We start from the raw sequence: 23,322 nt of genomic DNA, 5'->3' as shown, positions 1-23,322 counted from the left end.
CCATGGACGCCATCGAGGTCATCCGCGCCAAGCGCGACGGCGGCGAGCTCACCACCGCCCAGATCGACTGGGTGATCGCCGCCTACACCCGCGGTGACGTGGCCGACGAGCAGATGTCCGCCCTGGCCATGGCCATCCTGCTCAACGGCATGAACCGGCGCGAGGTCGCCGACTGGACGCAGGCCATGATCCGGTCGGGCGAGCGCATGGACTGGTCGATGCTCGACCGGCCCACGGCCGACAAGCACTCCACGGGCGGCGTCGGCGACAAGATCACGCTGCCGCTGGCGCCCCTGGTGGCGGCGTGCGGGGCGTACGTGCCGCAGCTGTCCGGGCGCGGGCTCGGGCACACCGGCGGCACCCTGGACAAGCTGGAGTCCATCCCGGGCTGGCTGGCCTCGCTCTCCAACGATCAGATGCTGCACGTCCTGCGCACGGCCGGCGCGGTGGTCTGCGCGGCGGGCTCCGGGCTGGCCCCGGCCGACAAGAAGCTCTACGCGCTGCGCGACGTCACCGGCACCGTCGAGTCGATCCCGCTGATCGCCTCGTCGATCATGTCGAAGAAGATCGCCGAGGGCACCGGCTCGCTGGTGCTCGACGTGAAGGTGGGCTCCGGGGCGTTCATGAAGACGACCGAGAGCGCCCGCGAGCTGGCCGAGACCATGGTCGCGCTCGGGAGCGACGCGGGCGTGCGCACGGTCGCCCTGCTGACGGCCATGGACCGGCCGCTCGGCCGGGCCGTGGGCAACGCGCTGGAGGTCGAGGAGTCGATCGAGGTGCTGGCCGGCGGCGGGCCGTCCGACGTGGTCGAGCTGACCGTACGGCTGGCGCGCGAGATGCTGGCGGCGGCCGGGGTCTCCGGCAAGGACCCGGCCGACGCGCTGCGCGACGGCTCGGCCATGGACGCGTGGCGGCGGATGATCTCGGCCCAGGGCGGCAACCCCGACGCGGTCCTGCCGCGGGCGGCCGAGAGCATGACGGTGGCGGCGCCGTCGTCCGGCGTGCTGGCCCACCTCGACGCGTACGCCGTGGGGCTGGCCGCCTGGCGGCTCGGCGCCGGACGGGCGCGCAAGGAGGACCCGGTGTCGTTCGGGGCCGGGATCGTGCTGCACGCCAAGCCCGGCGACCTGGTGCGCGAGGGCCAGCCGCTGCTGACGCTGCACGCGGACGAGACGGCCAGGTTCGAGCGGGCGCTGGACGCGCTGGACGGCGGCTACGAGGTCGCCGAGTCGGGGCGCGAGCTGCTGCCCCTGGTCATCGACCGCATCGGCTGACCACCGGAAGCACTCGTGCGCGGTGGCCGGACCCCTGCCCGGGGACGGCCGCCGCCGCTTTCAGGCGGTGACGGCGGGGACCTCGGGCACGTCGGTGAAGACGCCCGCGAGCACGGCGCGCTGCGTGGGCAGCGCCTCGGTGTACCGGGCGCGCCCCTCGTCGGTGATGCAGACGAACACGCCCCGGCGGTCGGAGTCGCACGTGCCGCGGGTGACGAACCCGCTCTTCTCCAGCCTGGCCACGACCCTGGACAGGGCGCTCTGGCTCAGGTGGACCTCTTCGCAGAGCTCCTGGATGCGCAGTTTCCTGTCGTGGTGGACGATCCGGTCGAGCACCTCGAACTCGCTGGGCCCGAGCCCGTGCCGCTCGCCCAGCTCCCGCTCCAGCGCGCACATGGCCTTCGCGTGTTTGGCCAGGACGTAATGCCAGGTCTCGACCACGAACTCCTCGTCCATGTCGCGGAGGTTACCATCTCGGGAAGATTCATGCAACGGCATTAAATGCGCTTGCATTAGATGCTGGTGCATGTATTGTTCTGACTCATGTCCTCTTCCTCATCCCGTTGGGGCGCGCTCGCCGTGCTCTGTGCAGTGATCTTCCTTGACGCCCTTGACGTCTCCATGGTCGGTGTCGCCCTGCCGGCCATCCAGCACGATCTGGGCCTCAGTACCTCTTCCCTGCAGTGGGTGGTCAGCGGCTACGTGCTCGGCTATGGCGGTCTTCTGTTGCTCGGGGGCAGGACCGCCGACCTGCTCGGGCGGCGCAGGGTGTTCCTGGTCGCTCTGGGCGTCTTCGCCGTCGCGTCGTTGCTGGGTGGTGTCGTGGACGACGGGGGCCTGCTGATCGCCGCCCGGTTCGTCAAGGGTGTGGCCGCCGCGTTCACCGCGCCCGCCGCCTTGTCGATCATCACCACCACGTTTCCCGAGGGCCCGGAGCGCAACAAGGCACTGAGCATCTTCACCGCCTGCGGCGCGAGCGGCTACTCGCTCGGCCTCGTGCTCTCCGGCCTGCTGACCGAGATCGGCTGGCGGTGGACGCTCCTCATGCCGGTGCCTGTCGCGATCATCGCGCTGATCGCCGCGTTGAAGGTGCTGCCGAAGGGCCGGGAGGAGCGCGCCGAGGGCGGCCACGACCTCGTCGGCGCCGTGCTGATCACCGCCTCCATGTTGCTGCTGGTCTTCACCGTCGTGCAGGCTCCCGAGGCCGGATGGGCCTCGTTCCAGACGATCGGCTCGCTGGTGGCCGTCGCGGTGCTGCTCGGCCTGTTCGTCCTCACCGAGCTGCGGATGAAGCACCCGCTGGTGCGGCTCGGCATCCTGCGCTCGGGCCACATCGTCCGGGCCAACCTGGGGCTGCTCATCCTCATGGGCTCGTACGTGGCCTTCCAGTTCGTGGCCATGCAGTACTTCCAGAACCTGCTCCACTGGTCGGCCCTCGGCACGGCCATGGCATTCCTGCCCGCGGGCCTGCTCGTCGCGGTCAGCTCGACCAAGATGGGCGACTTCGCCGACAGGTTCGGCACCGGCAAGCTGATCGTCATCGGCGCCGCGGCCCTGGCCGGCGGTTACGCGATCTTCCTGGGCATCGACGAGACGCCGAGCCTGGGCGGCATGGTGCTCCCCGGCATGGTCCTGCTGGGCATCGCGTTCGCCCTGTCCTTCCCCTCGCTGAACATCCAGGCCACCAACGGCGTGGACGACGACGAGCAGGGCCTGGCCTCCGGGCTGCTCAACACCTCCGGCCAGGTCGGCGGCGCGATCGTGCTGGCCGTGGTGACCGCCGTGCTGACCTCCGGCGGCGAGACGCTGTCGATCGGCGCGCTGCGCTCGGCGATCATGGTCGCGGTGGTGCTGGCCCTGGTCGGGCTGGTGATCTCGGCCACCGGGCTGCGCTCGCGCAAGGCCGCCGCGGTCGAGGCGGAGGACGTGAAGGTCTTCGAGGCCGTCTGACCTCCCTGTGATCGGAAGAGGGTTCCGCCGGGGGCGGGGCCCTCTTCCTCATTTCTCCGGCCTTCCTCATTTCTCCAGGGCGCCGAGCGGGTCGGAGTAGTCGATCCACTCCGTCGCCGAGTCGCCGAGGTCGGCGCTCTCGCCGGTGCGGACGTCCACCTGGACCAGGTAGACGTCCTCCTCGTCCCACAGGCGCACGAGGACCTTGTCGCGGCTCAGCCAGCGCTCCACCCTGATCACTTCGAGGCCGTCGACGTCCAGGCGGGGGCGGGGGCCGGTGACGCGGCCGGTGTGGGCGTCCATGGTGACCAGCCGGTCGTCGGCCGTCACCAGGGCCAGGGAGCGGCCGTCGGGGGCGAGCGCGGCGCCGTGCTCGATGAGGGCGGGGTCGATCCGGAAGCCCTTCGTGCGGGCGCCCGCGCCGTCCAGCCTCAGCGTGCTGACGGAGGCGTGGCCGGGGACGGCGGTGGTGTCCCGGCGTTCGGCGACCACGCGCGTGCCGTCGTCGTGGACGGCCAGGATCTCGACGTCCGCGCCGCGGACCGTGCGGGTCGTGCCCGTGCGGAAGTCGAGCACCGCGCTGTCGTCCGCGTCGCCGAAGGACAGCGCGAAGTAGCGGCCGTCCGGGGACGAGCTGATGTGCGCCTCGCCGTCCCCGGCCGTGGCGTCGATGCGCTTGACCACGCCCGTGGGCAGGTCGTGGACCAGGTAACGGCCCTGCGGGTTCTGGTAGAGGAGCCGGTGGCCGTCCTGGCTGAGGGCCAGCGGCATGTACTCGCCGGTGGCCGGGTCGTAGCCGGCCCGCGCGTCCGGCAGCCGCCACTCCGCGCCCGAGCGGGTCGTGAGCACCCACTGGCCGCAGGGCTGCGGGTGGCGGGCGTCGGCGTCGGCGTCGCGGCAGTAGCCCGTGTAGGCGAAGCGGACCGGGTCGGGGAGCGCGGCGGGCAGCGGGTCGCGGATCTCCTGGGCGGGGGCCCGCGTCCCGGGGCCGACGGGGGAGCGGTCCGTCGCCTCGTCCATGCGGGCGGCCAGCGCGGACAGCCCCGCGGCGGTCGCCGCGACCATCGCGGCGACCAGGCCGAGGGAGGCGAGCGTCCACACCGACGCCCGGAGCCGGCGCCGCGCCGTGATCCGGCGCAGGACGGTCTCGGCGAGGTCGGCGTGTCCGGCGCGCGGCATCCCGGCGGCCAGGCCGAGCAGGGCGGCCCGCAGGGCCGGATCCCCGGGGGCGGCGTCGTGGTGGCCCGCCGCCGGGGCGGCGGGCTCGGGAGCGGGGCCGAGCGTCCAGGGGGTGGCGGACGTCGGGTCCGTCGGGTTCTCGGACGGGTCCGCGGGGTCCTCCGTCAGGTCCGCGGGGTTCTCGCACAGGGGCGGGTGGGAGGCTCGGAGCTGGGTGCGGGCCCGTCGCAGCTCGTCGTCCAGCGCGCCGATCCACAGGCCCGTGACCTGGGCCGCGTGCGGCAGGCTCAGCCCGTCGTGGAAGGTGACGACGACGGCCGCGCGAGTCCGCGGGGCGAGCCCGGCGAGGAGTTGGCCCTCCGGGACCGGCCAGGGCGCGCCTGTCGCGCCCAGGAACCGTCCGTACAGCTCGCGCAGCACCGCGTCGGCCGGGCGGTGGTAGCGGATCGCGGACCACCGGCGGCAGGACGCGACGAGGGCCGCGGTGGCCAGCTCGCGGGCCTTGTCCGCGTCGCCCGTCAGCAGGTAGGCCGTCCGAGCGAAAGAAGGCCCATAAGACGTCAGAAAAGCCGATAAGTCGTGGGATTTGCTCACTTGTATGACTCCTTGGAGGTTGATCAGCGTAGAGGCAGTCCCGGCTCCGCGGAAGTGCCCGGGAAACCCGGGCCGATCCGCCGCCAAGCCGCTTGCAGGCCCGTGGGCTGGGCATCTACCGGGCATGCGCCCGTCATCCCCGGCCGGCGAGCGGTCGTCGCGCCTTCGCCTCGCCGTCCCGCTCGCCTGCCTCGCCGTGCTGACCGCGTGCGGCACCTCCTCGCAGACCGCCCGGCTGGACACCCCCGCGGACACCGGTCCCGGCACCGCCACGCCCCGCAGCACCCCCTCGGACGTCCCCACCAGCACCACCGAGGTGGACGTCGAGCGCGACGGCCTCGACCCGGCCGTGGTGACCGGCGTCCGGTACGCGACCCACGACGGCTACGACCGGGTGGTGATCGACCTCAAGGGCGACATCCCCGGATACAAGGTGAAATGGGTGGACGAATTCCTCCAGGACGGCTCCGGCGAGCCCATGGGCGTCCACGGCGGCGCGTACCTGCAGCTCACCCTCTTCCCGACCAACGCGCACGACGACGACGGCTACCCCACCTGGAAGGGCGGGCCCGTCTATCGGGCCGGCCTCAGGAACGTCTCCCACGTCGTCAGGACCGGCGACTTCGAGGGGCGCGTGGGCGTCGGCCTGGCGCTCGCCCGCCGGGCGGGCTTCCGGGTGAAGGAGCAGTCCGCGCCGAGCCGGCTGGTGCTCGACGTGGCACACTGAGCCCGTGGTGAGAAAGATCGAGGGCCCGACCCGCATCCCCGTCCCCGGCGGCAAGATCATCGACGAGCACGTGGGGCGCGTCAACAGCGGCGACGAGCAGGTCTCGATCGCCCACATGACCGCCCCGCCCGGCTGGGCCGAGCCCGCCCAGACCCCGTCGTTCACCGAGTACACCGTCGTCCTGCGCGGCAGCCTGCTCGTCGAGCACGACGGTGGCACGGTCGAGGTCGGCGCGGGCCAGTCGGTGGTGACGTCGCCGGGGGAGAAGGTGCGCTACAGCGTGGGCCCCGACGGCGCCGAGTACGTCGCCGTGTGCCTGCCCGCCTTCACGCCGGAGAGCGCCGGCCGCGACTGACCGGCCGCGACCGGCCGGGCGCGCCTCACGTGCCTGCCTCGCGGGCGTGCCTTACGGCTGTGCCGGAAGGGTTGTCCACAGGCGGGCGCGACGTGTGCGGCGGCGGAGGAGTGTGCTCATATCATGGCCAGATGAGCCCCACGCTTGACAAGATCCGGCTGGCTCCCAAGGTGTTGTTGCACGATCACCTCGACGGCGGGCTGCGCGCCGAGACGATCGTCGAGCTCGCACGGGAGATCGACTACGGGCGGCTGCCCTCCACCGACCCCGACAATCTGCGCCTCTGGTTCGAGGAGGCCGCCGACTCCGGCTCGCTGGAGCGCTACCTGGAGACCTTCGACCACACGGTCGCGGTCATGCAGACCCGCGAATCCCTGGTCCGGGTGGCCGCCGAGTGCGCCCGCGACCTCGCCGACGACGGCGTGGTCTACGCCGAGGTGCGCTTCGCCCCCGAGCAGCACACCACCATGGGGCTGAGCCTCGACCAGGTGGTGGAGGCGGTGCTCGAAGGGTTCACGCTGGGCTCGCAGGGCCGCGGCATCCGGGTCGGCACGCTGCTGACCGCGATGCGCCACATGGCCCGCTCGATGGAGATCGCCGAGCTGGCCGTGCGTTATCGCGACGTCGGCGTCGTGGGGTTCGACATCGCCGGGGCCGAGGCCGGCTACCCGCCCACCCGGCATCTCGACGCGTTCGAATACCTTCAGCGGGAGAACGCGCACTTCACGATCCACGCCGGCGAGGCGTTCGGGCTGCCGTCGATCTGGCAGGCCATCCAGTGGTGCGGCGCCGACCGGCTGGGCCACGGCGTCCGCATCATCGACGACATCACCGTGGCCGGCGACGGGTCGGCCAAGCTGGGGCGGCTGGCGGCGTACGTGCGCGACAAGCGCATCCCGCTGGAGATGTGCCCCACGTCCAACCTCCAGACCGGGGCCGCCGACTCGATCGCCGAGCATCCCATCGGGCTGCTGCGCAGGCTGCACTTCCGGGTCACCGTCAACACCGACAACCGGCTGATGAGCTCGACGAGCGTGTCCCTCGAGTTCGCCAAGCTGGTCGAGGCGTTCGGCTACGGCTGGGACGACCTGCAGTGGTTCACGGTCAACGCGATGAAGTCGGCCTTCCTCCCGTTCGACGAGCGGCTGGCGCTGATCAACGGCGTGATCAAGCCGGGGTTCGCGCAGATCAAGTGGCAGCCGTGAAACACACCTACCGGTCCAAGACCGGGTTCGTGCTGGGCTGCGCCTGGCTGGTCTTCGTGGCGTTCAACGTGTGGGACCTGACGGCCCACTACAACGGCAAGCCGTCCATGGTGGCGCTGGCCGTGCTCGGGGCGATGACGGCGCTCGTCTACGCGATCGCGGTCCGGCCCGCCACCGTGGTCGGCGAGGAGGGGCTGCTGGCCCGCAACCCGCTGCGCACGACGTTCCTGCCGTGGGCGTCCGTGGGCGAGGTGACGGTCACCCACTCCATCGCCGTCCGTTACGGCGGCGAGGGCGCCGACGAGCAGGTGCTGCGGTTGTGGACGCCCATGAGCAGCGCCAGAGAGCGATCCAAGGCGCAGCGGCGCGGCGTGCCCAAGCCCCAGCGGGGCGGCCGGTTTCGGGTCGAGGCCACGGTCAGCAGGGCCGAGCAGGCCGCCGCCGAGGCGTTCACCGGCAAGACCCACGCCGACTTCGTGGGCGACCAGATCCGCGACCGCGCCGAGGCCGCCCACCGCCGCGCGGAACCGGCGGCCCCGGCCAAGGTCACCTGGTCCTACGACTCGATCGCCGTCCTCGTGGTCGCGGTCGCCCTGATCATCGCCGCCATCGTCATCGCCTGACCACCCACCCTCCCGAAGGCGAGAGCCGGCGGGTCAGGGGGTTCGGCGGGTCAGGAAGCGGGTCATGCCGGCCTGGGCCAGGCCCGACTGCTCCACCTGCCGGGCGGCCACGGTCTCGGCCGCGAAGGCGCGCTCGACCTCGGCCGGCGGCGGGCGCAGCAGTCCCAGGTGCACGGCGGTGGCGGTGCCCGGCCGGGTCCAGTGGCGCACCCGCGCGACCGCCGTCTCCACCAGCTCCTCGGCGGGCACGAGCTCGTCCAGCAGCCCGGCCGCCAGCGCGTCGGCGGCGCTCAGCCGGGCCGAGTCCAGCACCAGCCGCAGCGCCCGGCCGCCGGCCAGCCGGAGCAGCAGGTGGCTCGCGGCGTTCGAGATCGACAGGCCGAGGTGGTTCTCGGGGAAGAAGTACTCGGCGGCGGGGGCGCCGATACGGCTGTCGAAGCAGAGCGTCCACTCGGCGGCGCCGCCGACGGCCAGGCCGTTGACCGCGGCGACCACCGGCACCCGGGTCTCCAGCACGGCCCTGGTCATGTCGTGGAACAGCTCGACCTCCGCCTCCAGCGGCTTGCCCGCCGCCTCGGCGATGTCCTCGCCCGCCGAGAACGCCCGGCCGGCGCCGGTCACCACGATGCCCCTGGCGGTGCGGCCGTGCGCGCGGACGGCCGCGGCCAGCTCCTTGCGCATGCCGGCGGTCAGGGCGTTCAGCTTCTCGGGGCGGGCGAGGGTGATCAGGGCCACCTCGTCGCGTACGGTCACGTCGATCATGCCGGGTCCTCCGTGGGGATGGCGGGGGCGGCGCGCTGGTCGCGGCCGGGGCGGAGCAGGTGACGCTTCTCGATGCGCGCGGACGGGGTGAGCGTGAACGACTCCACGAACTCCACGTACGCCGGCACCTTGAAACGGGCCAGGCGTTCCCTGGCGTGGGCGATGACGGCGGCGGCCGTGCCGGCGTCGGCGGCGTGACCGGGGCGGAGCTGGAGGAACGCCTTGGGCAGCTCGCCGAAGAGGTCGTCGGGGATGGGCACCAGGGCCGCGGACAGGACCGCGGGATGCCCGGCGAGCACGCTCTCGACCTCGGCGCACGAGATGTTCTCACCGCCCCTGCGGACCATGTCCTTGAGCCGCCCGGCGTGCCGGATGCGGCCTCGCGCGTCGCGGACGCCGAGGTCGCCGGTGTGGTACCAGCCGCCGCGGAAGGCGTGCGCGGTGGCCTCGGGGTGGTTCCAGTAGCCGGTCATCATGGGCGTGCCGCGGACCAGGATCTCGCCCGTCTCCTCGTCGAGCCGGACCTCCTTGCCGGGCGGCGGCGTGCCCAGGGCGCCGGTGCCGACGGTGTCGTCGGCGTCCGGGTCGGCCATCAGGTCGCAGCCGCTCTCGGTGGAGCCGTACAGCTCGCGCCAGGGCGCGCCCCAGCGCTCCTCGAACGCGCGGTGCAGGCCGGGGGCGATGCCCGAGCAGAGCACGAGCCGCATCCGGTTGTCGCGGTCGAGGGGGCTCGGCGGCTGCTTGTGCATCAGCAGGGGCATGGTGCCCAGTACGTACGTGAGGGTCGCGCCGTGCTCCCGGACGGCGGGCCAGAAGCCCGAGGCGGAGAAGCGGGGGAGCACCACCTGCGGGATGCCGCCGAGCAGGCAGACCAGGGTGGTCCACTGGGGGTCCATGTACGAGTACGCCTGGGCGATCAGCAGGACGTCGTCGTCGCGCAGGCGGACGAGGTCGGCGACGACGCGGGCGGTCCTGACCCAGTAGTCGTGGGTGAGCAGGCAGGCTTTGGGGAACCCCGTCGTCCCCGACGTGTACTGAAAATTGGCGACATTGTCCGCGCTGAGGGATATGTCGAGAGGCGGGCCGTCGGTCAGCTCGTCCACGAGGTGCACCACGCCCGGCACGCGCGCGGCGTGCTCAGCGCCGGTCAGGGTGGCGACCGCACCGGAGTCGCGCAGGACGTGCTCCAGGTCGGCGGCCTGGTACCGCACGTTCACGGGGACGGTGACCGCCCCCGCCTTCAGCACGGCGAACCAGCTCAACGGCCACCACGGCTCGTTGTCCAGCATGACGGCCACCCGGTCGCCGGGGCGCACCCCCTGGCCGGCCAGCGCGCGGGCCAGGCGGCCCGAGACGGCGTCGGCCTCGGCGAAGCTCAGCGAGGTCGCCGGGAGGGCGGGTGCGGAAGCGGGAAAACGGAGGAACTCGCGCTCGCCGTACGTGCTAGCGGCGTGCCTCAGCAGGTCGGGGATCGTGGTGTGCATCCGGCGGCTCCCACGGGAAGACGGGCAGCAGGCGTCGATCGAGGGGCGCCACGACCGGGCCGGCGGCGCGTACGGCGGCCAGGCCGATCGTGACGAACTCCGCGCACACCTGCTCCAACGTCGAGTCCCCGTCGGGGCGGTACCACTCGCTGGTGCCGGTGCACATGGACATGAGGGCGAGGCGGGTCAGCTTCTGGTCGGCGACGTGGAAGACGCCGTCGGCGACGCCGTCGGCCAGGGCGCTCTTCCAGTGGCTCTCGTAGGCGTCGCGCAGGGCGATGACCTCGGTGTGGGCGGGCGAGCCGGGGGTCAGGGAGCGGAGCTCGCCGTCCATGACGCGGCTGGTCAGGGGGGTGAGCGCGTGCAGGGCGGTGAGGGAGGTGATCAGCAGGGCGAGGCGGTCGGCGGGACGTGTGGCCCCGTCCAGGACGCGGGCGGTCGAGTCGATCAGTCCTTGCAGGCCGGTCCGCATGAGGTCGGCCAGCAGGGCTTCCTTGCTGTGGACGTGGTGGTAGACGCCGGCGTTGGTCAGGTTCACCGCCCTGGCCAGGTCTCTGATGCCGGTGGCGGCGTAGCCCTGCTGGGCGAAGAGCCGCACCGCGGCGGTCCTGATCCGGAGCAGTGGGTCCACGTCCATGGCGACCTAACGAACGTTCGGTTGCTTCTTACGCTGGAAAATACCCCATGTCCCTAGAAATCGCCATAGGTTGACTCTGACACCGTGTGAGCCCCTACTTCTGGACCCGACATGTTCAGCATCGGAGATTTCGCTCGGCTGGGGCTCGTGTCCGTACGCATGCTCCGCCACTACGACGCCATCGGCCTGCTGCGCCCCGCGCACGTGGACCCGCTCACCGGTTACCGGTCCTACCAGGCCGCGCAACTGGCCAGGCTCAACCGGATCGTCGCCATCAAGGACCTCGGCTTCACGCTGGAACAGGTCCGGACGATCCTGGACGAGAAGGTCAGCACCGAGGAGCTGCACGGCATGGTACGGCTGCGCCGCGCCCAGCTGGAGGCGCAGATCAACGCCGACCTGGCCAGGCTGCGCGGCGTCGAGGCGAGACTCCGCAGCATCGAGACGGAGGGGCACATGAGAACCGCGGAAGTCGTGCTGAAGAAGGTCGACCCGGTCCGGGTCGCGCAGCTCAGCGCCAGGGCGGCCAGCTACGAGGGCGAGGACGTCGGCCCGGTGATCGGGCCGCTGTTCGAGGAGATCTGCGCCCGTGTGGAGCGGGCGGACGTCCGGGTGGCCGGCCCCGGCCTGGCCTACTACCGCCAGGAGGACGACGGCTCGGTCATGGTCCACGCCTGCCTGCCGGTCAACGTGGACCCCGATCCCCGCCACGACTTCGAGATCACGGACCTGCCCGCGATCGGCACGGCGGCCACGATCATCCACCACGGCCCGATGGAGGCCGTCGGGCCGACCTTCCAGGCCCTGGCCCACTGGATCGAGGAGAACGGCTACCGCTCGCTCGCCCTGGCGAGAGAGGTGTCGCTGCACTGCCCGGAGGATCGCGCGGAATGGGTGCACGAGCTGCAGATCGAGGTGGCCCCGGCCTAGTGGAGGCGCCCGAGCTGGAACGCCACCGGGTCGAGCTGACCGGCTACTGCTACCGGATGCTCGGCTCGGGCTTCGAGGCCGAGGACGCGGTGCAGGAGACGTTCGTCAGGGCGTGGCGCACGTACGAGTCCGGGCGGGGGCCGTTGCGCCCGTGGTTGTTCCGGCTCGCCACGTCCGTCTGCCTGGACATGCTGCGCGGGCCGCAGCGGCGGGCGCGGGCGATGGACCTCGGGCCGGCGGCGCGTCCCGGCGACCCGCTCGGCGATCCGCTGCCCGGGGGCGCCTGGGTGTGGCCGGTGCCCGACGGGCGCGTGTTGCCGGCCGACCCGGCGGAGCTGGCGGTGGCCAGGGAGAGCGTGCGGCTGGCGTTCGTGGCCGCGCTGCAACGGCTGCCGCCGCGCCAGCGGGCCGTCCTCATCCTGCGCGACGTGCTGAAGTGGCGGGCCGCCGAGGTGGCGGACCTGCTGGGGGCGAACGGCGCGCCCGCCTTCGCCCAGTATCGGGACGGGGAGGCGTTCGCCCTGGTAGTCCTGGAGATCGGCGGCGGAGTCGTCACCGGCGTGACCACCTTTCTCGATCCCCGGCTCGTGCCGTTCTTCGGCCTGCCGATGAGTTTCGGACAGCCGTTCCGTACTGACAGGTGAAGGAGGACAGACACATGCCACAGATCGTCGAACTTCCCGAGCGTCCCTACCTCGGGATCAAGAAGACCATCACGATGACCAGCTTCGGTCTCGTCGGAGACCGGATCGCGGAGATGATCGGCTGGCTCGCCGAGCGCGGGCACACCATGGCCGGAGCCCCGTTCTTCCGGTACCACAGCATCGACCTGCCGCAGGACCGGCTGGTGGTGGAGGCGGGCGTGCCCGTCACCGAGCCTGTGGAGGGCGAGGGCGAGTTCCACGCGGGCACGCTGCCCGCGGGCCGTTTCGTCACCGAGTCCCACCACGGCCACCCCGACCGGCTCTCCGGCGTCATCGAGTCGGTGCTGACGTGGGCCGCCGAGCAGGGCCTGACCTGGGACATGACCGAGAAGGACGGCGTCGAGCACTGGGGCTGCCGGCTGGAGCTCTACCGGACGGACCCGCGGATCGAGCCCGACCTGAACAACTGGGACATCGACCTGCAGTTCCGCCTGGCCTGATCCGTCACGCCGCGTTCGCGCGGGGCAGCAGCGAGGTCAGCAGCGCGGCCAGCACGAACAGGGCCGCGCCCGCCAGGCCGATCGCCACGATCCCGCTGAAGAACGCGGCGTGACTGGCCGCCAGCAGCTCGGCGGCCCGCGCCGGGGCGAGCGTTCCGGCCACCGCCGCCGCGCCCGCCAGGGTCTCCCTGGCCGCGTCGGGCACGTGCGCGGGCAGGGCGTGGTGGTAGACGGCCGCGGCGACCGTGCCGAGCAGGGCCAGGCCGAGCGTCCCGCCCAGGAAGTTGCCCGACTCGGCCAGCGAGGCCGCCGACCCGGCCTTCTCCGGCGGCACCGAGCCGACCACGATCCCCGTGCCCAGGGCGAACAGCGGGCCGGTGCCCAGCGCCAGCACGGTGATGGCGGTGATCACCACCGGCAGCCCGGTCTCGGCCTGCGTGAGCAGCGCCGCCCCGGCGGCCGACAGCGTCAGGCCGCCCATGACGGCGGCGCGGGGGGCGACGCGGCGGGTCAGGGCCGGGGTCAGCGTGGTCCCCAGCGCGACGCCGAGCCCCATGGGCGCGAACCACAGCGCCGACTGCGCCGGGGTGTACCCCAGCACCGACTGCAGGTACTGGGTGACCAGCAGCCCGGTGCCCGCCATGGCGATGCCCGCCAGCACGAGCGCGGTCAGGATCAGGGTGAGCGGACGCTGGGCGAACAGGCGCAGGTTGAGCAGGGGAGCGTCGAGCGTGAGCTGCCGCCGTACGAACGCCGCCCCGAACGCGAGACCGACCGCGATCGCGGCGAGCGGCGCGGCGGGCCCGGCCGACGCCGACGAGGCGGCCAGCTCCTTGACGCCCCAGACCACCGGCAGGATCGCCAGCATCGACAGCGCGACGCTGGCCAGGTCCATCCGCCCGCCGTCCGGGTCGCGGTACTCCGGCAGCAGCAGCACGCCGCCCACGAGCAGCACCGCGATCACGGGGACGGCCATCAGGAACACCGACCCCCACCAGAAGTGCTCAAGCAGCAGCCCGCCGACGACCGGCCCGAGCGCGGCCCCGGCGAACTGGCAGGTGGCCCAGACGGCGATGGCCGTGCCGCGCTGCCGGGCGTCGCGGAACATGTTGGTGATGAGCGCGAGCGTGGAGGGCATGAGCGTGGCGCCGGCGACGCCCAGCACCGTACGGGCGGCGATCAGCATGGCCGGGCTGGTCGCGTACGCCGCCGCGAGGGAGGCGACGCCGAAGGCCGCCGCGCCGGTCAGCAGGAGCCGGCGGCGGCCGATGCGGTCGCCGAGGCCGCCCATGGTGATCACCAGCCCGGCGACCATGAACCCGTAGATGTCGATGATCCACAATTGCTGGACGGCGCTCGCCCCCAGCTCCACGCTCAGCCGGGGCAGCGCCAGGAACAGCGCGTTGATGTCGACCGCGACGAGCAGGGTGGGCAGGGCGAGCACCGCCAGCCCGGCCCATTCGCGCCGCCCGGCCCTGGGCTCGGCGGCGGTCTCGGTGAGATGCGGCATGTCGGGAGCCTCCTGGTGTCGTCGGTTTCACCAGGAGGTCGGAGCCCGGCTCGCGCGCTCGACGTGCTTTCCGGAAAAGTTTCGCAGGGCATGTCGAGAGGGACGCGCCGGCTCCGACCCCAGCACGACGGAACTCGCCAGACCACGAGGAGAGACGATGAAGTTTCTGTTGATCATGCAGGTGAACCAGCAGGTCATGGACACCCTGAGCGAGGAGCAGCGCGAACTGATCATGAGCGGCCACGGCGCGTTCATGAAGACGATCCAGGAGTCGGGCGAGATGATCGGCACGCAGGCGCTCGGCGACCCGTCCACCAGCGCCGTCGTCCGCACCCGCAACGGCCTGCCGGCCGTGACCGACGGCCCCTTCCTGGAGGCCAAGGAGTACATGGGCGGCTACTACATCGTCGACTGCGAGAGCCGCGAGCGGGCGATCGAGCTGGCCGGGATGATCCCCGACAGCCAGATCGAGGGCCTGGCCATCGAGGTCCGGCCGATCATGTTCTCGGCGGGCGCCGACATGTGACCGGCCGGTGGGCCCGCGGCGCGGGCCCACCGGTCCACAGGCCGGTCCACAGGCCGGTCTACAGGCCCAGGACGGCGGTCAGGTCGGCCTTGAGGGCGTCGAGGTCGCGGGCGGCCGACGCGCGCGCCTGCGCCACCTCACCGGTCACCGGCACCACGACCTCCAGGTAGCACTTCAGCTTGGGCTCGGTGCCCGACGGGCGGACCACGACGCGCCCGCCGTCCGACAGGTGGAAGCGCAGGCCCTCGGTCGGGGGCAGGCCGCCGTCGCCGCGGCTCAGGTCGTCCACGGCCTCGACCGTGTGGTCGCCCAGCGTGGCGGGCGGGGCGGCGCGCAGGCGGTCCATCGCGCCGGAGATCAGCGACAGGTCGGCGACCCGGAAACTGAGCTGGGACGTCGCGTGCAGGCCGTACCGGACGGCCTGGTCGTCGAGCAGGTCGAGCAGCGTACGGCCGGCGCGCTTGGCGGCCGCGGCGACGGCGGCCACGGTCAGGGCCGCGCCGATGCCGTCCTTGTCGTGGACCGGCAGGCCGGCGTCGGAGCCGACGCAGTAGCCGATGGCCTCCTCGTAGCCGAAGACCAGGCCCTCGCCCGCCTTGACGATCCACTTGAACCCGGTCAGCGTCTCGCCGTAGCGCACGCCGTGGGCCTGCGCGATCTTGCTCAGCAGGGTCGAGGAGACGATCGTGGTGGCCACCAGCCGGTCGCCGGTGGTGTGCGTGATCACGTGCTCGGCCAGCAGGCCGCCGACCTCGTCGCCGGTCAGCATGCGGCACGTGCCGTCGGGCAGCGGCACGCCGACCGCGCACCGGTCGGCGTCGGGGTCGTTGGCCAGCACCAGGTCGGAGCCGAGCTTGGCGGCCAGCGCGACCGCCAGGTCCATCGCGCCGGGCTCCTCCGGGTTGGGGAAGGCCACCGTCGGGAAGTCGGGATCGGGGTTGCGCTGCTCCTCCACGGCCATCGGCGTCTCGAAGCCCGCCGCGAGGAAGGCCCCCGTCAGCGTCCCCGAGCCCACCCCGTGCAGCGGCGTGTACGCCACCCGCAGGTCGCGCGCCTGGCCCAGCGGCAGGGCGGTGACCGCGTCGATGTAGTCGTCGACGATGTCCTCGCCCAGCTCGGTGAGCGTGCCAGGACCGTTGAGGGGAAGCTGGTCGACCCGGCCCACCGCGTCGATGGCGGCCGAGATCTCCCGGTCGACCGGCGGCACGATCTGCGAGCCGTCACCCCAGTAGACCTTGTAGCCGTTGTCCCTGGGCGGGTTGTGGCTGGCGGTGACCGTCACGCCCGCGTCGGCCCCGAGCTGGCGGACGGCGAAGGCCAGCACCGGCGTGGGCAGCGGGCGCGGCAGCAACGAGACGTGCAGCCCAGCGCCGGTCAGGACGGCGGCGGTATCCCTGGCGAACACGTCGGACTTGTGCCGGGCGTCGTAGCCGATCACGACGTGCTTGCCGGCGCCCAGCACACTGGCCAGACCGGCGGCGGCGCGCATGACGGTGACCCGGTTCATCCGGTTGGGGCCCGCGCCCAGCTCGCCGCGCAGGCCGGCGGTGCCGAACTCCAGCTTGGCCTGGAACCGCTCGCGCAGGGCGGGCAGGTCGTCGTCCTCCAGCAGGTCGGACAGCTCGGCCCGGGTGTCGGGGTCGGGATCCTGGGCCAGCCACTGGCGGGCGCGGCGCAGCAGGTCGGCGTCCACGGGCGGGAGCGGGACGTCCCCGTCGGCCTCCGGCGGGATGCCGGCGGTCACAGGCGGTCCACCACCTTGGCCAGCAGCACGCCCATGCGGGCGGCCGTGGCGCGGCCCACCTCCAGGACCTCCTCGTGGTTGAGCGGCTCGCCGGACAGGCCCGCCCCCGGGTTGGTGACCAGGGAGACGCCGAGCACCTCCAGGTTCGCCTCGCGGGCGGCGATGGCCTCCAGCACGGTGGACATGCCCACCAGGTCGCCGCCGAGCGTGCGCAACATCCGGATCTCCGCCGGCGTCTCGTACGTCGGGCCGCGGAAGGCCACGTAGACGCCGTCGGCCAGGGTCGGGTCGATCTCGCGGACCAGGGCGCGCAGGCGGCGCGAGTAGACCTCGGTGAGGTCGATGAAGGTGGTGCCGGTGATCGGGTTGGCGCCGGTCAGGTTGATGTGGTCGCTGATCAGCACCGGGTCGCCGACGTTCTGCGTCTCCGGCCGCAGGCCGCCCGCCGCGTTGGTCAGCACGACCGTGCGCACGCCCGCCGCGGCCGCCGTGCGCACGCCGTGGACGACCGCGTCGACGCCGAGGCCCTCGTACAGGTGCGTGCGGCCGAGGAAGACCAGCGCGTGCCGCCCGGACGGTGTGCGCACGACGCGGATCTTGCCGCCGTGCCCGGCCACGGCGGGGGCGCGGAAGCCGGGCAGATCGGTGAACGGGATCTCGGCCACCGTCTGCCCGATCGCGTCGGCGGCGGGGACCCACCCCGACCCCATGACGAGGGCCACGTCGAAGGTGTCGAGGCCGGCCGCGCCGGTCAGGGCGGCGGCGGCCTCTGCGGCCAGGGTGTATGCGTCGTTGCTCACATCTCAGTAGTTTAGGAGCAGCCTGTCCAGAACCCGCACCCCGAACTGCAGCGCGTCCACCGGCACCCGCTCGTCCACGCCGTGGAACATCGAGGCGAAGTCCATGTCGCCGGGCAGCCGCAGCGGCACGAACCCGAACCCGCGCACGCCCAGGTCGGCGAAGAAGGTCTTGTTGTCGGTGCCGCCCGACATGCAGTACGGCACCGCCCGCGCGGTCGGGTCCTCGGCCTTCAGCGCCGCGATCATCGACTCGACCAGCGCGCCGTCGAACGTCGTCTCCAGCGCGATGTCGTGGTGCACGAACTCGCGGCGCACGTTCGGCCCGATCAGCGAGTCGACGGTCTTGAAGAACTCCTCCTCGAAGCCGGGCAGGAAACGCCCGTCCACGACGGCGGTGGCCTGGCCGGGGATGACGTTCGACTTGTAGCCGGCGTCGAGCTGGGTCGGGTTGGTGGTGTGGCGCAGCGTCGCGCCGACGAACCGCACCAGCGGGCCGAGCTTGTCCAGCAGCGGGGCCGGGTCGTCCTCGTCGAACGGCAGGCCGAAGGCGTCGGCGACCTCGGTGAGGAACTGGCGCACGGTCGGCGTGTAGGTGAGCGGCCACTCGTGCCCGCCGAGCCGGGCCACGGCCTTGGCGACCTCGGTGACCGCGTTGTCGGAGTTGAGCATCGAGCCGTGCCCGGCGGTGCCGTCGGCGACCAGCTTCATCCAGGCCAGGCCCTTCTGGGCGGTCTCGATCAGGTACAGCCGCAGCGACGGGTCGACCTCCAGCGAGTAGCCGCCGACCTCGCTGATGGACTCGGTCACGCCCTCGAACAGCTCGCGGTTGTTGGCCGTGAGGTACTTGGCGCCGTACACGCCGCCGGCCTCCTCGTCGGCGACCCAGGCGAAGACGATGTCGCGGCGCGGACGGCGTCCCTCGCGCTTCATCTGGCGCAGCACGGCCAGCATCATCGCGTCCATGTCCTTCATGTCCACGGCGCCGCGGCCCCAGATGTAGCCGTCCTTGACCTCGCCGGCGAACGGGTCGACCGACCAGTCGGCGGCGTTGGCGGGCACCACGTCGAGGTGGCCGTGGACGAGCAGCGCGGGCAGCGACGGGTCGGTGCCCTCGACGCGGGTGACCACGTTGCCGCGGCCCGGCTCGCTCTCGACGTACGTCGCCTCGATGCCGACCTCGTCGAGCCTGGCCATGACGACCTCGGCCGCGGCCCGCTCGCCGGGGCCGCTGCCGTCCCCGTAGTTGCTGCTGTCGACGCGGATCAGCTCCACGCACAGGTCGGCGACTTCCTTCTCGGCAGGTGTCATGGCGTCTTCTCCAGGGTGAGCAGTCCGGACTTGTGGAGGTGACCGCGCTTGTACGCGCGGGTGATGAGGGTCAGGTCGCTGTCGGTGATCTCGTCGAGCCGGCCGAGCACGTCGGTCATGAAACGATAGAGGTCGGCCTCGTGGGCCACCGCCACCTGGACGATGAGGGAGTGGGTGCCCGAGGTGGCGGCGCAGTAACGCACGTTGGGGTGCTCGGCCAGGCGCCGGCCGGTCTCGCCCAGCCCGTACGGCCGCACCTTCAGCCAGAGCATGGCCTCGACCTCCAGCCCGAGCAGCGCGGGCTCGACCTCGGCGCGCGGCAGCAGTAACCGCCGGTCGATGAGCGAGCCGACCCGCCGGCGTGCGGTCGGGACGGACAGGTCGAGCCGTTCGGCGATCGTGGTGAAGGCGGCCCGGCCGTCGGCCGCCAGCAGCTCGGCGATCTCCTTCTCCAGCGGCGACAGGCCGTCCTCGTCGGGCAGGTCGGGGGGCGGCGGCGCGGGGCGCAGCTCGGCCACCTCCCGCTCGGTGAGGAAGGGCGCGTGCCATTCGGCCACGGTGGTGAACGTGTGCAGCACGACCTGGGTCTGCGTCTGGAGCACGCCGTCGATCTCGCTGATGTCGTGGGCCAGGATGGTGTGCAGGTCCTGCCGGGACGGCGGCACCAGCTCGCAGGCCAGGTCGGCGGCCCCGGTCAGCGCGTAGACCGACCGCGTGTCGCGCCGGTCGGTGAGCGATCTGGCCACCTGGGCCGCCGTGCCGGGCCGCACCTGGACGTGCAGGTGCGCGGGGCGGCCGTGGCCGGTGCGCAGGTCGTCGTAGATCGCGGTGACGCGGACGACGCCGTCGGCGATGAGCCGCTGGAGCCGGCGGGCGACCGTGCGTTCGTGCTCGCCGACCGCCCTGCCGATCTCGCCCCACGAGGCGCGCGGGCTCACCTGCAGCGCGGCCACGAGCCGCCGGTCGAGAACGTCCACCTGCAACCGCTTCCGTGTCGGGTTTGTAAATAATTGCCCAGACATTTGACTGTTTCGGTCTTCCGAATGCACAGTAAGCCATTACTCCACGTGTCAGCAAAAGGAGCACATGCCGTGTCGACCTCCCCCGTCGTGCAATCGCCGCTCGGCATACCGAAGAGCAGGGTCCGTCAGCTCATGGCGGCCAGCATCGGCAACGTGGTCGAGTGGTACGACTGGTACGCCTACACCTTCCTGGCCACGGTCTTCTCGGCGCAGATCTTCCCCGACAGCTCCGGCAACAGCCTGGTGCCGCTGCTGAGCTCGTTCGCGGTGTTCGCGGTGGGCTTCTTCATGCGGCCCCTGGGCGGCCTGCTGGTGGGCGCGTTCGCCGACCGGTACGGCCGCAAGTCCGCGATGACCTTCACCATCATCCTGATGGGCGGCGGCTCGCTGCTGCTCGGCCTGACCCCCACCTACGAGGCCGTGGGCCTGCTGTCGCCGGTCATCCTGACGCTGGCCCGGCTGATCCAGGGCCTGTCCGTGGGCGGCGAGTTCGCCGCCGCCACCACGTTCCTCGTCGAGTCGGCCCCGCCGCGCCGCCGCGGCCTGTTCTCCTCCTTCCAGTACGTCAGCACCACCATCGGCCAGCTCATCGCCTCCGGCCTGGCCGCGGTGCTCACCTCGACGCTGGTCAAGGAGGACATGAGCTCCTACGGCTGGCGCATCCCGTTCCTGGTGGGCGCGCTGCTCAGCCTGGTCGGCCTGTGGATCCGCAAGGGCGCCGACGAGACCTCGGCGGTCGCGGAGGAGATCCAGCGGGGCGAGGCCAAGCGGCCGGGCATGTTCGAGTTCCTCAAGCTCCACCCGAAGTCCGCGCTCACCATCGTCGGCATCACCATCGCCGGCACCGTCGCGTACTACACCTGGACCAGCTTCCTGCCCACCTACGCGCAGATCACGGTCTCGTTCGACAAGGCCGAGTCGCTCCAGGTCGGCACGATCTCGCTGGTGTTCTTCATGCTGCTGCAGCCGCTGCTGGGCCTGCTGTCGGACAAGATCGGGCGCAAGCCGATGCTGATCGCGTTCGGGCTGGGCTTCCTCATCCTGCCGGTGCCGCTGCTCGGCCTGCTCACCGACTCCTTCGCCAGCCTGCTGGTCGTGCAGATGATCGGCATGGTGTTCCTGGGCTGCTTCACCTCGGTCTCGGCCGCGGTGAACTCGGAGCTGTTCCCGACCCGGGTGCGGGCGGCGGGGGCCGGGTTCCCGTACTCGCTGACCGTGGCGATCTTCGGTGGCACCGCGCCGCTGATCGGCACCGCGCTGCAGAAGGCCGGCAACCCCGAGATGTTCCCGTGGTATATGTCCGCCCTGGCGCTGATCTCCACGCTCGTGTACGTCTTCGTGCTGCGCGAGACCAAGGACGAGCCGCTCCGCTAGGGCGCCGAGGTGCAGGGGCGCTCCCGAAGCTCCTTGACGTAGTCGTCGGGGGCGCCCGCGCGCTCGGCCGCGTCGGCCAGGTTGCACAGGTAGCGGGCCGAGGGCAGGCCGCCCTCGTAGCCGTCGAGCACGTAGAACCAGGCGACGACCTCGCCGTCGAGGGTCTGCACCCGCAGCCGCACCTTGTGGTAGGCCCCGCGGACCGCGCCCTCCCACTGGTCGAGCGAGGTCTCCTCCCACTCGGGCACGTCGTAGAGCACGACGAAGACGTGCTCGTCGGGGTCCTCCACGATGGTGGCGAGCGAGCTCTCCCACTTGCTGTCGGTGCGCCCGAAGGTCAGCCGCCAGCCCGTCAGCCAGCCGACACCCCAGATCGGGGAGTGCGGGGCGCGCATGGCCATCTGCTCGGGATCCATGTTCATCCCGTAGGAGCCGTAAAGCCGTAGATCATTCGGCTTCCCTGATTGATCCGAAAGCCACGCCACGATCCACCCCTCTCGCCGGGTGCCGCTCGTCATCCAGCTACCGCGCCATCCTGCCACGCTGACCCGGCGTGTCGGTCCATCAAGCCGGGCACGGAAGGCCCATGTGTCCCCCATGTCCGCCGGAACGTGATCCCGTCATGGGTCGGTTGCGGCTTCCGGGGGCACGTGCGGGAGAATGGGACACGTGACGAGGATCGTGATCATTGGTGGCGGGCCGGGCGGCTACGAAGCGGCGCTGGTGGCGGCTCAACTAGGCGCACAGGTCACGATGGTCGAGCAGGACGGGCCGGGCGGGGCCTGCGTGCTCACCGACTGCGTGCCGTCCAAGACGCTGATCGCCACCTCCGTCCGCAAGCAGGCCCTGCTCGACGCGCCCTCGCTCGGCGTTTCGTTCTCGGGCGGCCCCGACGGCGACGCCGGTGTGGTCGGCGTCGACCTGCCGCTGGTCAACAAGCGGGTCAAGGAGCTGGCCCAGGCCCAGTCGGCCGACATCGCGACCCGGGTCGAGGCCGAGGGCGTCGAGATCGTCAAGGCGCGGGGGCGGCTGGTCGATCCGCAGGTCGTGCGCGCGGGCGACCGTACGATCAGGGCCGACGTGGTGCTCGTGGCCACCGGCGCGACGCCGCGCGTGCTGCCGGGGGCCGAGCCCGACGGCGAGCGCATCCTCACCTGGCGGCAGCTCTACGACCTGGAGGAGCTGCCCGAGCACCTGATCGTGGTCGGCTCCGGCGTGACCGGCGCGGAGTTCGCCGGCGCCTACCGCTCGCTCGGCGCTGAGGTCACGCTGGTCTCCAGCCGCGACCGGATGATGCCCAACGAGGACGCCGACGGCGCCGAGGTCCTGGAAGAGGTCTACCGGCGGCGCGGCATGAACGTCATGGGCCGCTCGCGCGCCTCCTCCGTCAAGCGCACGGCCGACGGCGTGGTGGTGACCCTGGAGGACGGCCGCACGGCCGAGGGCTCCCACGCGCTGATGACGGTCGGCATGGTCCCCAACACCGGCGGCATCGGCCTGGAGGAGGCCGGCGTGCAGCTCGACCGCAACGGCTTCGTCAAGGTCGACAAGGTCTCGCGCACGTCCGCGCCCGGCGTCTACGCGGCCGGCGACTGCACCGGCGTGCTCATGCTGGCCTCGGTCGCCGCCATGCAGGGCCGCATCGCCGTGTGGCACGCCCTGGGCGAGGCCGTCCAGCCGCTGCGGCTGGCCACGGTGGCCTCCAACATCTTCACCGATCCCGAGATCGCGGCCGTCGGCGTGGCGCAGCGCTCGATCGAGGCGGGCGAGATCGACGCGAACGTGGTCAAGCTGCCGCTGGCCACCAACGCGCGGGCCAAGATGCAGGGCTTCAACGACGGCTTCGTCAAGCTGTTCTGCCGCCCTCACACCGGCATCGTGCTCGGCGGCGTGGTCGTGGCCCCGCGCGCCTCGGAGCTGATCCTGGCGGTGTCGCTGGCCGTGCAGCAGCGGCTGACGGTCGACCAGGTCGCCCACTCGTTCGCGGTCTACCCGTCGCTGTCGGGCTCGATCACCGAGGCGGCCCGCCGCCTCATGCAGCCCGAGGCCGCCATCGGCATCTAGCCGTCCCCTCCTCAGCGCGCGCGAAGCCGTGCGGGTCGCCCTGACCCGCACGGCTTCTTGCTGTCCGCGCTTGCTTCCGCGGTAATTGGATAGTACTGTTATCCAAGTTC

Annotated in this window: 23 protein-coding genes; 12 read left to right on the top strand and 11 right to left on the bottom strand. The window is 72.1% G+C overall.

Annotated features, from left to right (window positions below):
* Positions 1-2 precede the first annotated feature (2 nt).
* The gene (locus ABT158_RS37965; RefSeq protein WP_352362013.1) at positions 3-1,274 is read left to right on the top strand and encodes a thymidine phosphorylase; all 1,272 of its coding nucleotides are present in this window, start codon (positions 3-5) and stop codon (positions 1,272-1,274) included.
* 60 nt (positions 1,275-1,334) lie between these two features.
* Here the strand turns inward: ABT158_RS37965 and ABT158_RS37960 are convergent, their stop codons facing one another.
* Positions 1,335-1,730 (bottom strand): MarR family winged helix-turn-helix transcriptional regulator, encoded by a 396-nt coding sequence (locus tag ABT158_RS37960; protein ID WP_352362012.1) that lies wholly within the window; start codon positions 1,728-1,730, stop codon positions 1,335-1,337.
* 135 nt (positions 1,731-1,865) lie between these two features.
* Here ABT158_RS37960 and ABT158_RS37955 point away from each other — a divergent pair, with 135 nt between their 5' ends.
* Positions 1,866-3,224, top strand: coding sequence for an MFS transporter (locus tag ABT158_RS37955; protein WP_352362010.1), 1,359 nt, complete (start codon positions 1,866-1,868; stop codon positions 3,222-3,224).
* Between the two features lie 66 nt (positions 3,225-3,290).
* Here the strand turns inward: ABT158_RS37955 and ABT158_RS37950 are convergent, their stop codons facing one another.
* Positions 3,291-4,997, bottom strand: coding sequence for a hypothetical protein (locus ABT158_RS37950; RefSeq protein ID WP_352362008.1), 1,707 nt, complete (start codon positions 4,995-4,997; stop codon positions 3,291-3,293).
* A gap of 124 nt (positions 4,998-5,121) precedes the next feature.
* Between ABT158_RS37950 and ABT158_RS37945 the strand changes: the two genes are divergently transcribed.
* From ABT158_RS37945 to ABT158_RS37930, 4 genes are all read left to right on the top strand, one after another.
* Entirely contained in the window at positions 5,122-5,724 is a 603-nt protein-coding gene (locus ABT158_RS37945) for an AMIN-like domain-containing (lipo)protein (protein WP_352362006.1), read from the top strand.
* Between the two features lie 4 nt (positions 5,725-5,728).
* Positions 5,729-6,079, top strand: coding sequence for a cupin domain-containing protein (locus ABT158_RS37940; protein ID WP_352324870.1), 351 nt, complete (start codon positions 5,729-5,731; stop codon positions 6,077-6,079).
* Between the two features lie 131 nt (positions 6,080-6,210).
* Positions 6,211-7,284 carry an adenosine deaminase gene (locus ABT158_RS37935; protein WP_352362004.1) on the top strand — a complete coding sequence of 358 codons (1,074 nt, stop codon included), beginning with the start codon at positions 6,211-6,213 and terminating at the stop codon, positions 7,282-7,284.
* Entirely contained in the window at positions 7,281-7,907 is a 627-nt protein-coding gene (locus tag ABT158_RS37930) for a PH domain-containing protein (protein WP_352362002.1), read from the top strand. Before ABT158_RS37935 ends, ABT158_RS37930 begins: the two co-directional genes overlap by 4 nt.
* Positions 7,908-7,940: 33 nt before the next feature.
* On the opposite strand, the gene ABT158_RS37925 is transcribed toward ABT158_RS37930, so the two are convergent.
* Genes ABT158_RS37925 through ABT158_RS37915 form a run of 3 tightly spaced genes read right to left on the bottom strand, consistent with a single transcriptional unit; the run spans position 7,941 to position 10,790 of the window.
* Complete coding sequence (locus ABT158_RS37925) at positions 7,941-8,669, bottom strand: enoyl-CoA hydratase/isomerase family protein (protein WP_352362000.1); 729 nt, start codon at positions 8,667-8,669, stop codon at positions 7,941-7,943.
* A complete protein-coding gene (locus tag ABT158_RS37920) occupies positions 8,666-10,153 on the bottom strand; it encodes an AMP-binding protein (protein ID WP_352361998.1) in 1,488 nt (495 codons plus the stop codon). The genes ABT158_RS37925 and ABT158_RS37920 overlap by 4 nt, the downstream gene beginning before the upstream one ends.
* Positions 10,113-10,790 carry a TetR/AcrR family transcriptional regulator gene (locus ABT158_RS37915; RefSeq protein ID WP_352361996.1) on the bottom strand — a complete coding sequence of 226 codons (678 nt, stop codon included), beginning with the start codon at positions 10,788-10,790 and terminating at the stop codon, positions 10,113-10,115. The genes ABT158_RS37920 and ABT158_RS37915 overlap by 41 nt, the downstream gene beginning before the upstream one ends.
* Positions 10,791-10,901: 111 nt before the next feature.
* On the opposite strand from ABT158_RS37915, the gene ABT158_RS37910 reads away from it, so the two are divergent.
* From ABT158_RS37910 to ABT158_RS37900, 3 genes are read left to right on the top strand one after another with little or no spacing between them, the layout of a single operon-like run.
* Positions 10,902-11,720 carry a MerR family transcriptional regulator gene (locus ABT158_RS37910; RefSeq protein ID WP_352361994.1) on the top strand — a complete coding sequence of 273 codons (819 nt, stop codon included), beginning with the start codon at positions 10,902-10,904 and terminating at the stop codon, positions 11,718-11,720.
* On the top strand, positions 11,720-12,364 hold the full coding sequence (locus ABT158_RS37905) for a sigma-70 family RNA polymerase sigma factor (RefSeq protein ID WP_352361992.1): 645 nt from the start codon (positions 11,720-11,722) through the stop codon (positions 12,362-12,364). Before ABT158_RS37910 ends, ABT158_RS37905 begins: the two co-directional genes overlap by 1 nt.
* A 14-nt stretch (positions 12,365-12,378) precedes the next feature.
* Positions 12,379-12,864, top strand: coding sequence for a GyrI-like domain-containing protein (locus tag ABT158_RS37900; protein ID WP_352361990.1), 486 nt, complete (start codon positions 12,379-12,381; stop codon positions 12,862-12,864).
* A gap of 4 nt (positions 12,865-12,868) precedes the next feature.
* On the opposite strand, the gene ABT158_RS37895 is transcribed toward ABT158_RS37900, so the two are convergent.
* Positions 12,869-14,374 carry an MFS transporter gene (locus ABT158_RS37895; RefSeq protein ID WP_352361988.1) on the bottom strand — a complete coding sequence of 502 codons (1,506 nt, stop codon included), beginning with the start codon at positions 14,372-14,374 and terminating at the stop codon, positions 12,869-12,871.
* 157 nt (positions 14,375-14,531) lie between these two features.
* Between ABT158_RS37895 and ABT158_RS37890 the strand changes: the two genes are divergently transcribed.
* Positions 14,532-14,900: a YciI family protein gene (locus ABT158_RS37890; RefSeq protein WP_352324881.1), complete on the top strand. Its 369-nt coding sequence runs from the start codon at positions 14,532-14,534 to the stop codon at positions 14,898-14,900.
* 58 nt (positions 14,901-14,958) lie between these two features.
* Here the strand turns inward: ABT158_RS37890 and ABT158_RS37885 are convergent, their stop codons facing one another.
* Genes ABT158_RS37885 through ABT158_RS37870 form a run of 4 tightly spaced genes read right to left on the bottom strand, consistent with a single transcriptional unit; the run spans position 14,959 to position 19,729 of the window.
* Positions 14,959-16,593, bottom strand: coding sequence for a phospho-sugar mutase (locus tag ABT158_RS37885; RefSeq protein ID WP_352362106.1), 1,635 nt, complete (start codon positions 16,591-16,593; stop codon positions 14,959-14,961).
* 47 nt (positions 16,594-16,640) lie between these two features.
* Entirely contained in the window at positions 16,641-17,444 is an 804-nt protein-coding gene (locus ABT158_RS37880; protein WP_352361985.1) for a purine-nucleoside phosphorylase, read from the bottom strand.
* Between the two features lie 3 nt (positions 17,445-17,447).
* Positions 17,448-18,752: a M20/M25/M40 family metallo-hydrolase gene (locus ABT158_RS37875; RefSeq protein WP_352361983.1), complete on the bottom strand. Its 1,305-nt coding sequence runs from the start codon at positions 18,750-18,752 to the stop codon at positions 17,448-17,450.
* Complete coding sequence (locus ABT158_RS37870; protein ID WP_352361981.1) at positions 18,749-19,729, bottom strand: Lrp/AsnC family transcriptional regulator; 981 nt, start codon at positions 19,727-19,729, stop codon at positions 18,749-18,751. Before ABT158_RS37870 ends, ABT158_RS37875 begins: the two co-directional genes overlap by 4 nt.
* Before the next feature lie 114 nt (positions 19,730-19,843).
* On the opposite strand from ABT158_RS37870, the gene ABT158_RS37865 reads away from it, so the two are divergent.
* The gene (locus tag ABT158_RS37865) at positions 19,844-21,148 is read left to right on the top strand and encodes an MFS transporter (protein ID WP_352361979.1); all 1,305 of its coding nucleotides are present in this window, start codon (positions 19,844-19,846) and stop codon (positions 21,146-21,148) included.
* Here the strand turns inward: ABT158_RS37865 and ABT158_RS37860 are convergent.
* Entirely contained in the window at positions 21,145-21,564 is a 420-nt protein-coding gene (locus ABT158_RS37860; RefSeq protein ID WP_352325470.1) for a gamma-glutamylcyclotransferase family protein, read from the bottom strand. The genes ABT158_RS37865 and ABT158_RS37860 overlap by 4 nt on opposite strands.
* 253 nt (positions 21,565-21,817) lie before the next feature.
* On the opposite strand from ABT158_RS37860, the gene ABT158_RS37855 reads away from it, so the two are divergent.
* Positions 21,818-23,212, top strand: coding sequence for an NAD(P)H-quinone dehydrogenase (locus ABT158_RS37855; RefSeq protein ID WP_352361977.1), 1,395 nt, complete (start codon positions 21,818-21,820; stop codon positions 23,210-23,212).
* The last annotated feature ends 110 nt before the right edge of the window (positions 23,213-23,322 follow it).

Source organism: Nonomuraea sp. NPDC001636 (assembly GCF_040298265.1).
Taxonomy (GTDB): Bacteria; Actinomycetota; Actinomycetes; order Streptosporangiales; family Streptosporangiaceae; genus Nonomuraea.
Note: the sequence above shows the minus strand (reverse complement) of the source record. Positions and strands in the feature narration are given on the sequence as shown.

Coding starts and splice junctions, on each gene's coding strand:
- ABT158_RS37915 (WP_352361996.1), bottom strand. CDS start 10,790: ATGGACGTGGACCCACTGCTCCGGATCAGGACCGCCGCGGTGCGGCTC.
- ABT158_RS37920 (WP_352361998.1), bottom strand. CDS start 10,153: ATGCACACCACGATCCCCGACCTGCTGAGGCACGCCGCTAGCACGTAC.
- ABT158_RS37965 (WP_352362013.1), top strand. CDS start 3: ATGGACGCCATCGAGGTCATCCGCGCCAAGCGCGACGGCGGCGAGCTC.
- ABT158_RS37860 (WP_352325470.1), bottom strand. CDS start 21,564: ATGGATCCCGAGCAGATGGCCATGCGCGCCCCGCACTCCCCGATCTGG.
- ABT158_RS37960 (WP_352362012.1), bottom strand. CDS start 1,730: ATGGACGAGGAGTTCGTGGTCGAGACCTGGCATTACGTCCTGGCCAAA.
- ABT158_RS37895 (WP_352361988.1), bottom strand. CDS start 14,374: ATGCCGCATCTCACCGAGACCGCCGCCGAGCCCAGGGCCGGGCGGCGC.
- ABT158_RS37900 (WP_352361990.1), top strand. CDS start 12,379: ATGCCACAGATCGTCGAACTTCCCGAGCGTCCCTACCTCGGGATCAAG.
- ABT158_RS37935 (WP_352362004.1), top strand. CDS start 6,211: ATGAGCCCCACGCTTGACAAGATCCGGCTGGCTCCCAAGGTGTTGTTG.
- ABT158_RS37910 (WP_352361994.1), top strand. CDS start 10,902: ATGTTCAGCATCGGAGATTTCGCTCGGCTGGGGCTCGTGTCCGTACGC.
- ABT158_RS37875 (WP_352361983.1), bottom strand. CDS start 18,752: ATGACACCTGCCGAGAAGGAAGTCGCCGACCTGTGCGTGGAGCTGATC.
- ABT158_RS37945 (WP_352362006.1), top strand. CDS start 5,122: ATGCGCCCGTCATCCCCGGCCGGCGAGCGGTCGTCGCGCCTTCGCCTC.
- ABT158_RS37925 (WP_352362000.1), bottom strand. CDS start 8,669: ATGATCGACGTGACCGTACGCGACGAGGTGGCCCTGATCACCCTCGCC.
- ABT158_RS37890 (WP_352324881.1), top strand. CDS start 14,532: ATGAAGTTTCTGTTGATCATGCAGGTGAACCAGCAGGTCATGGACACC.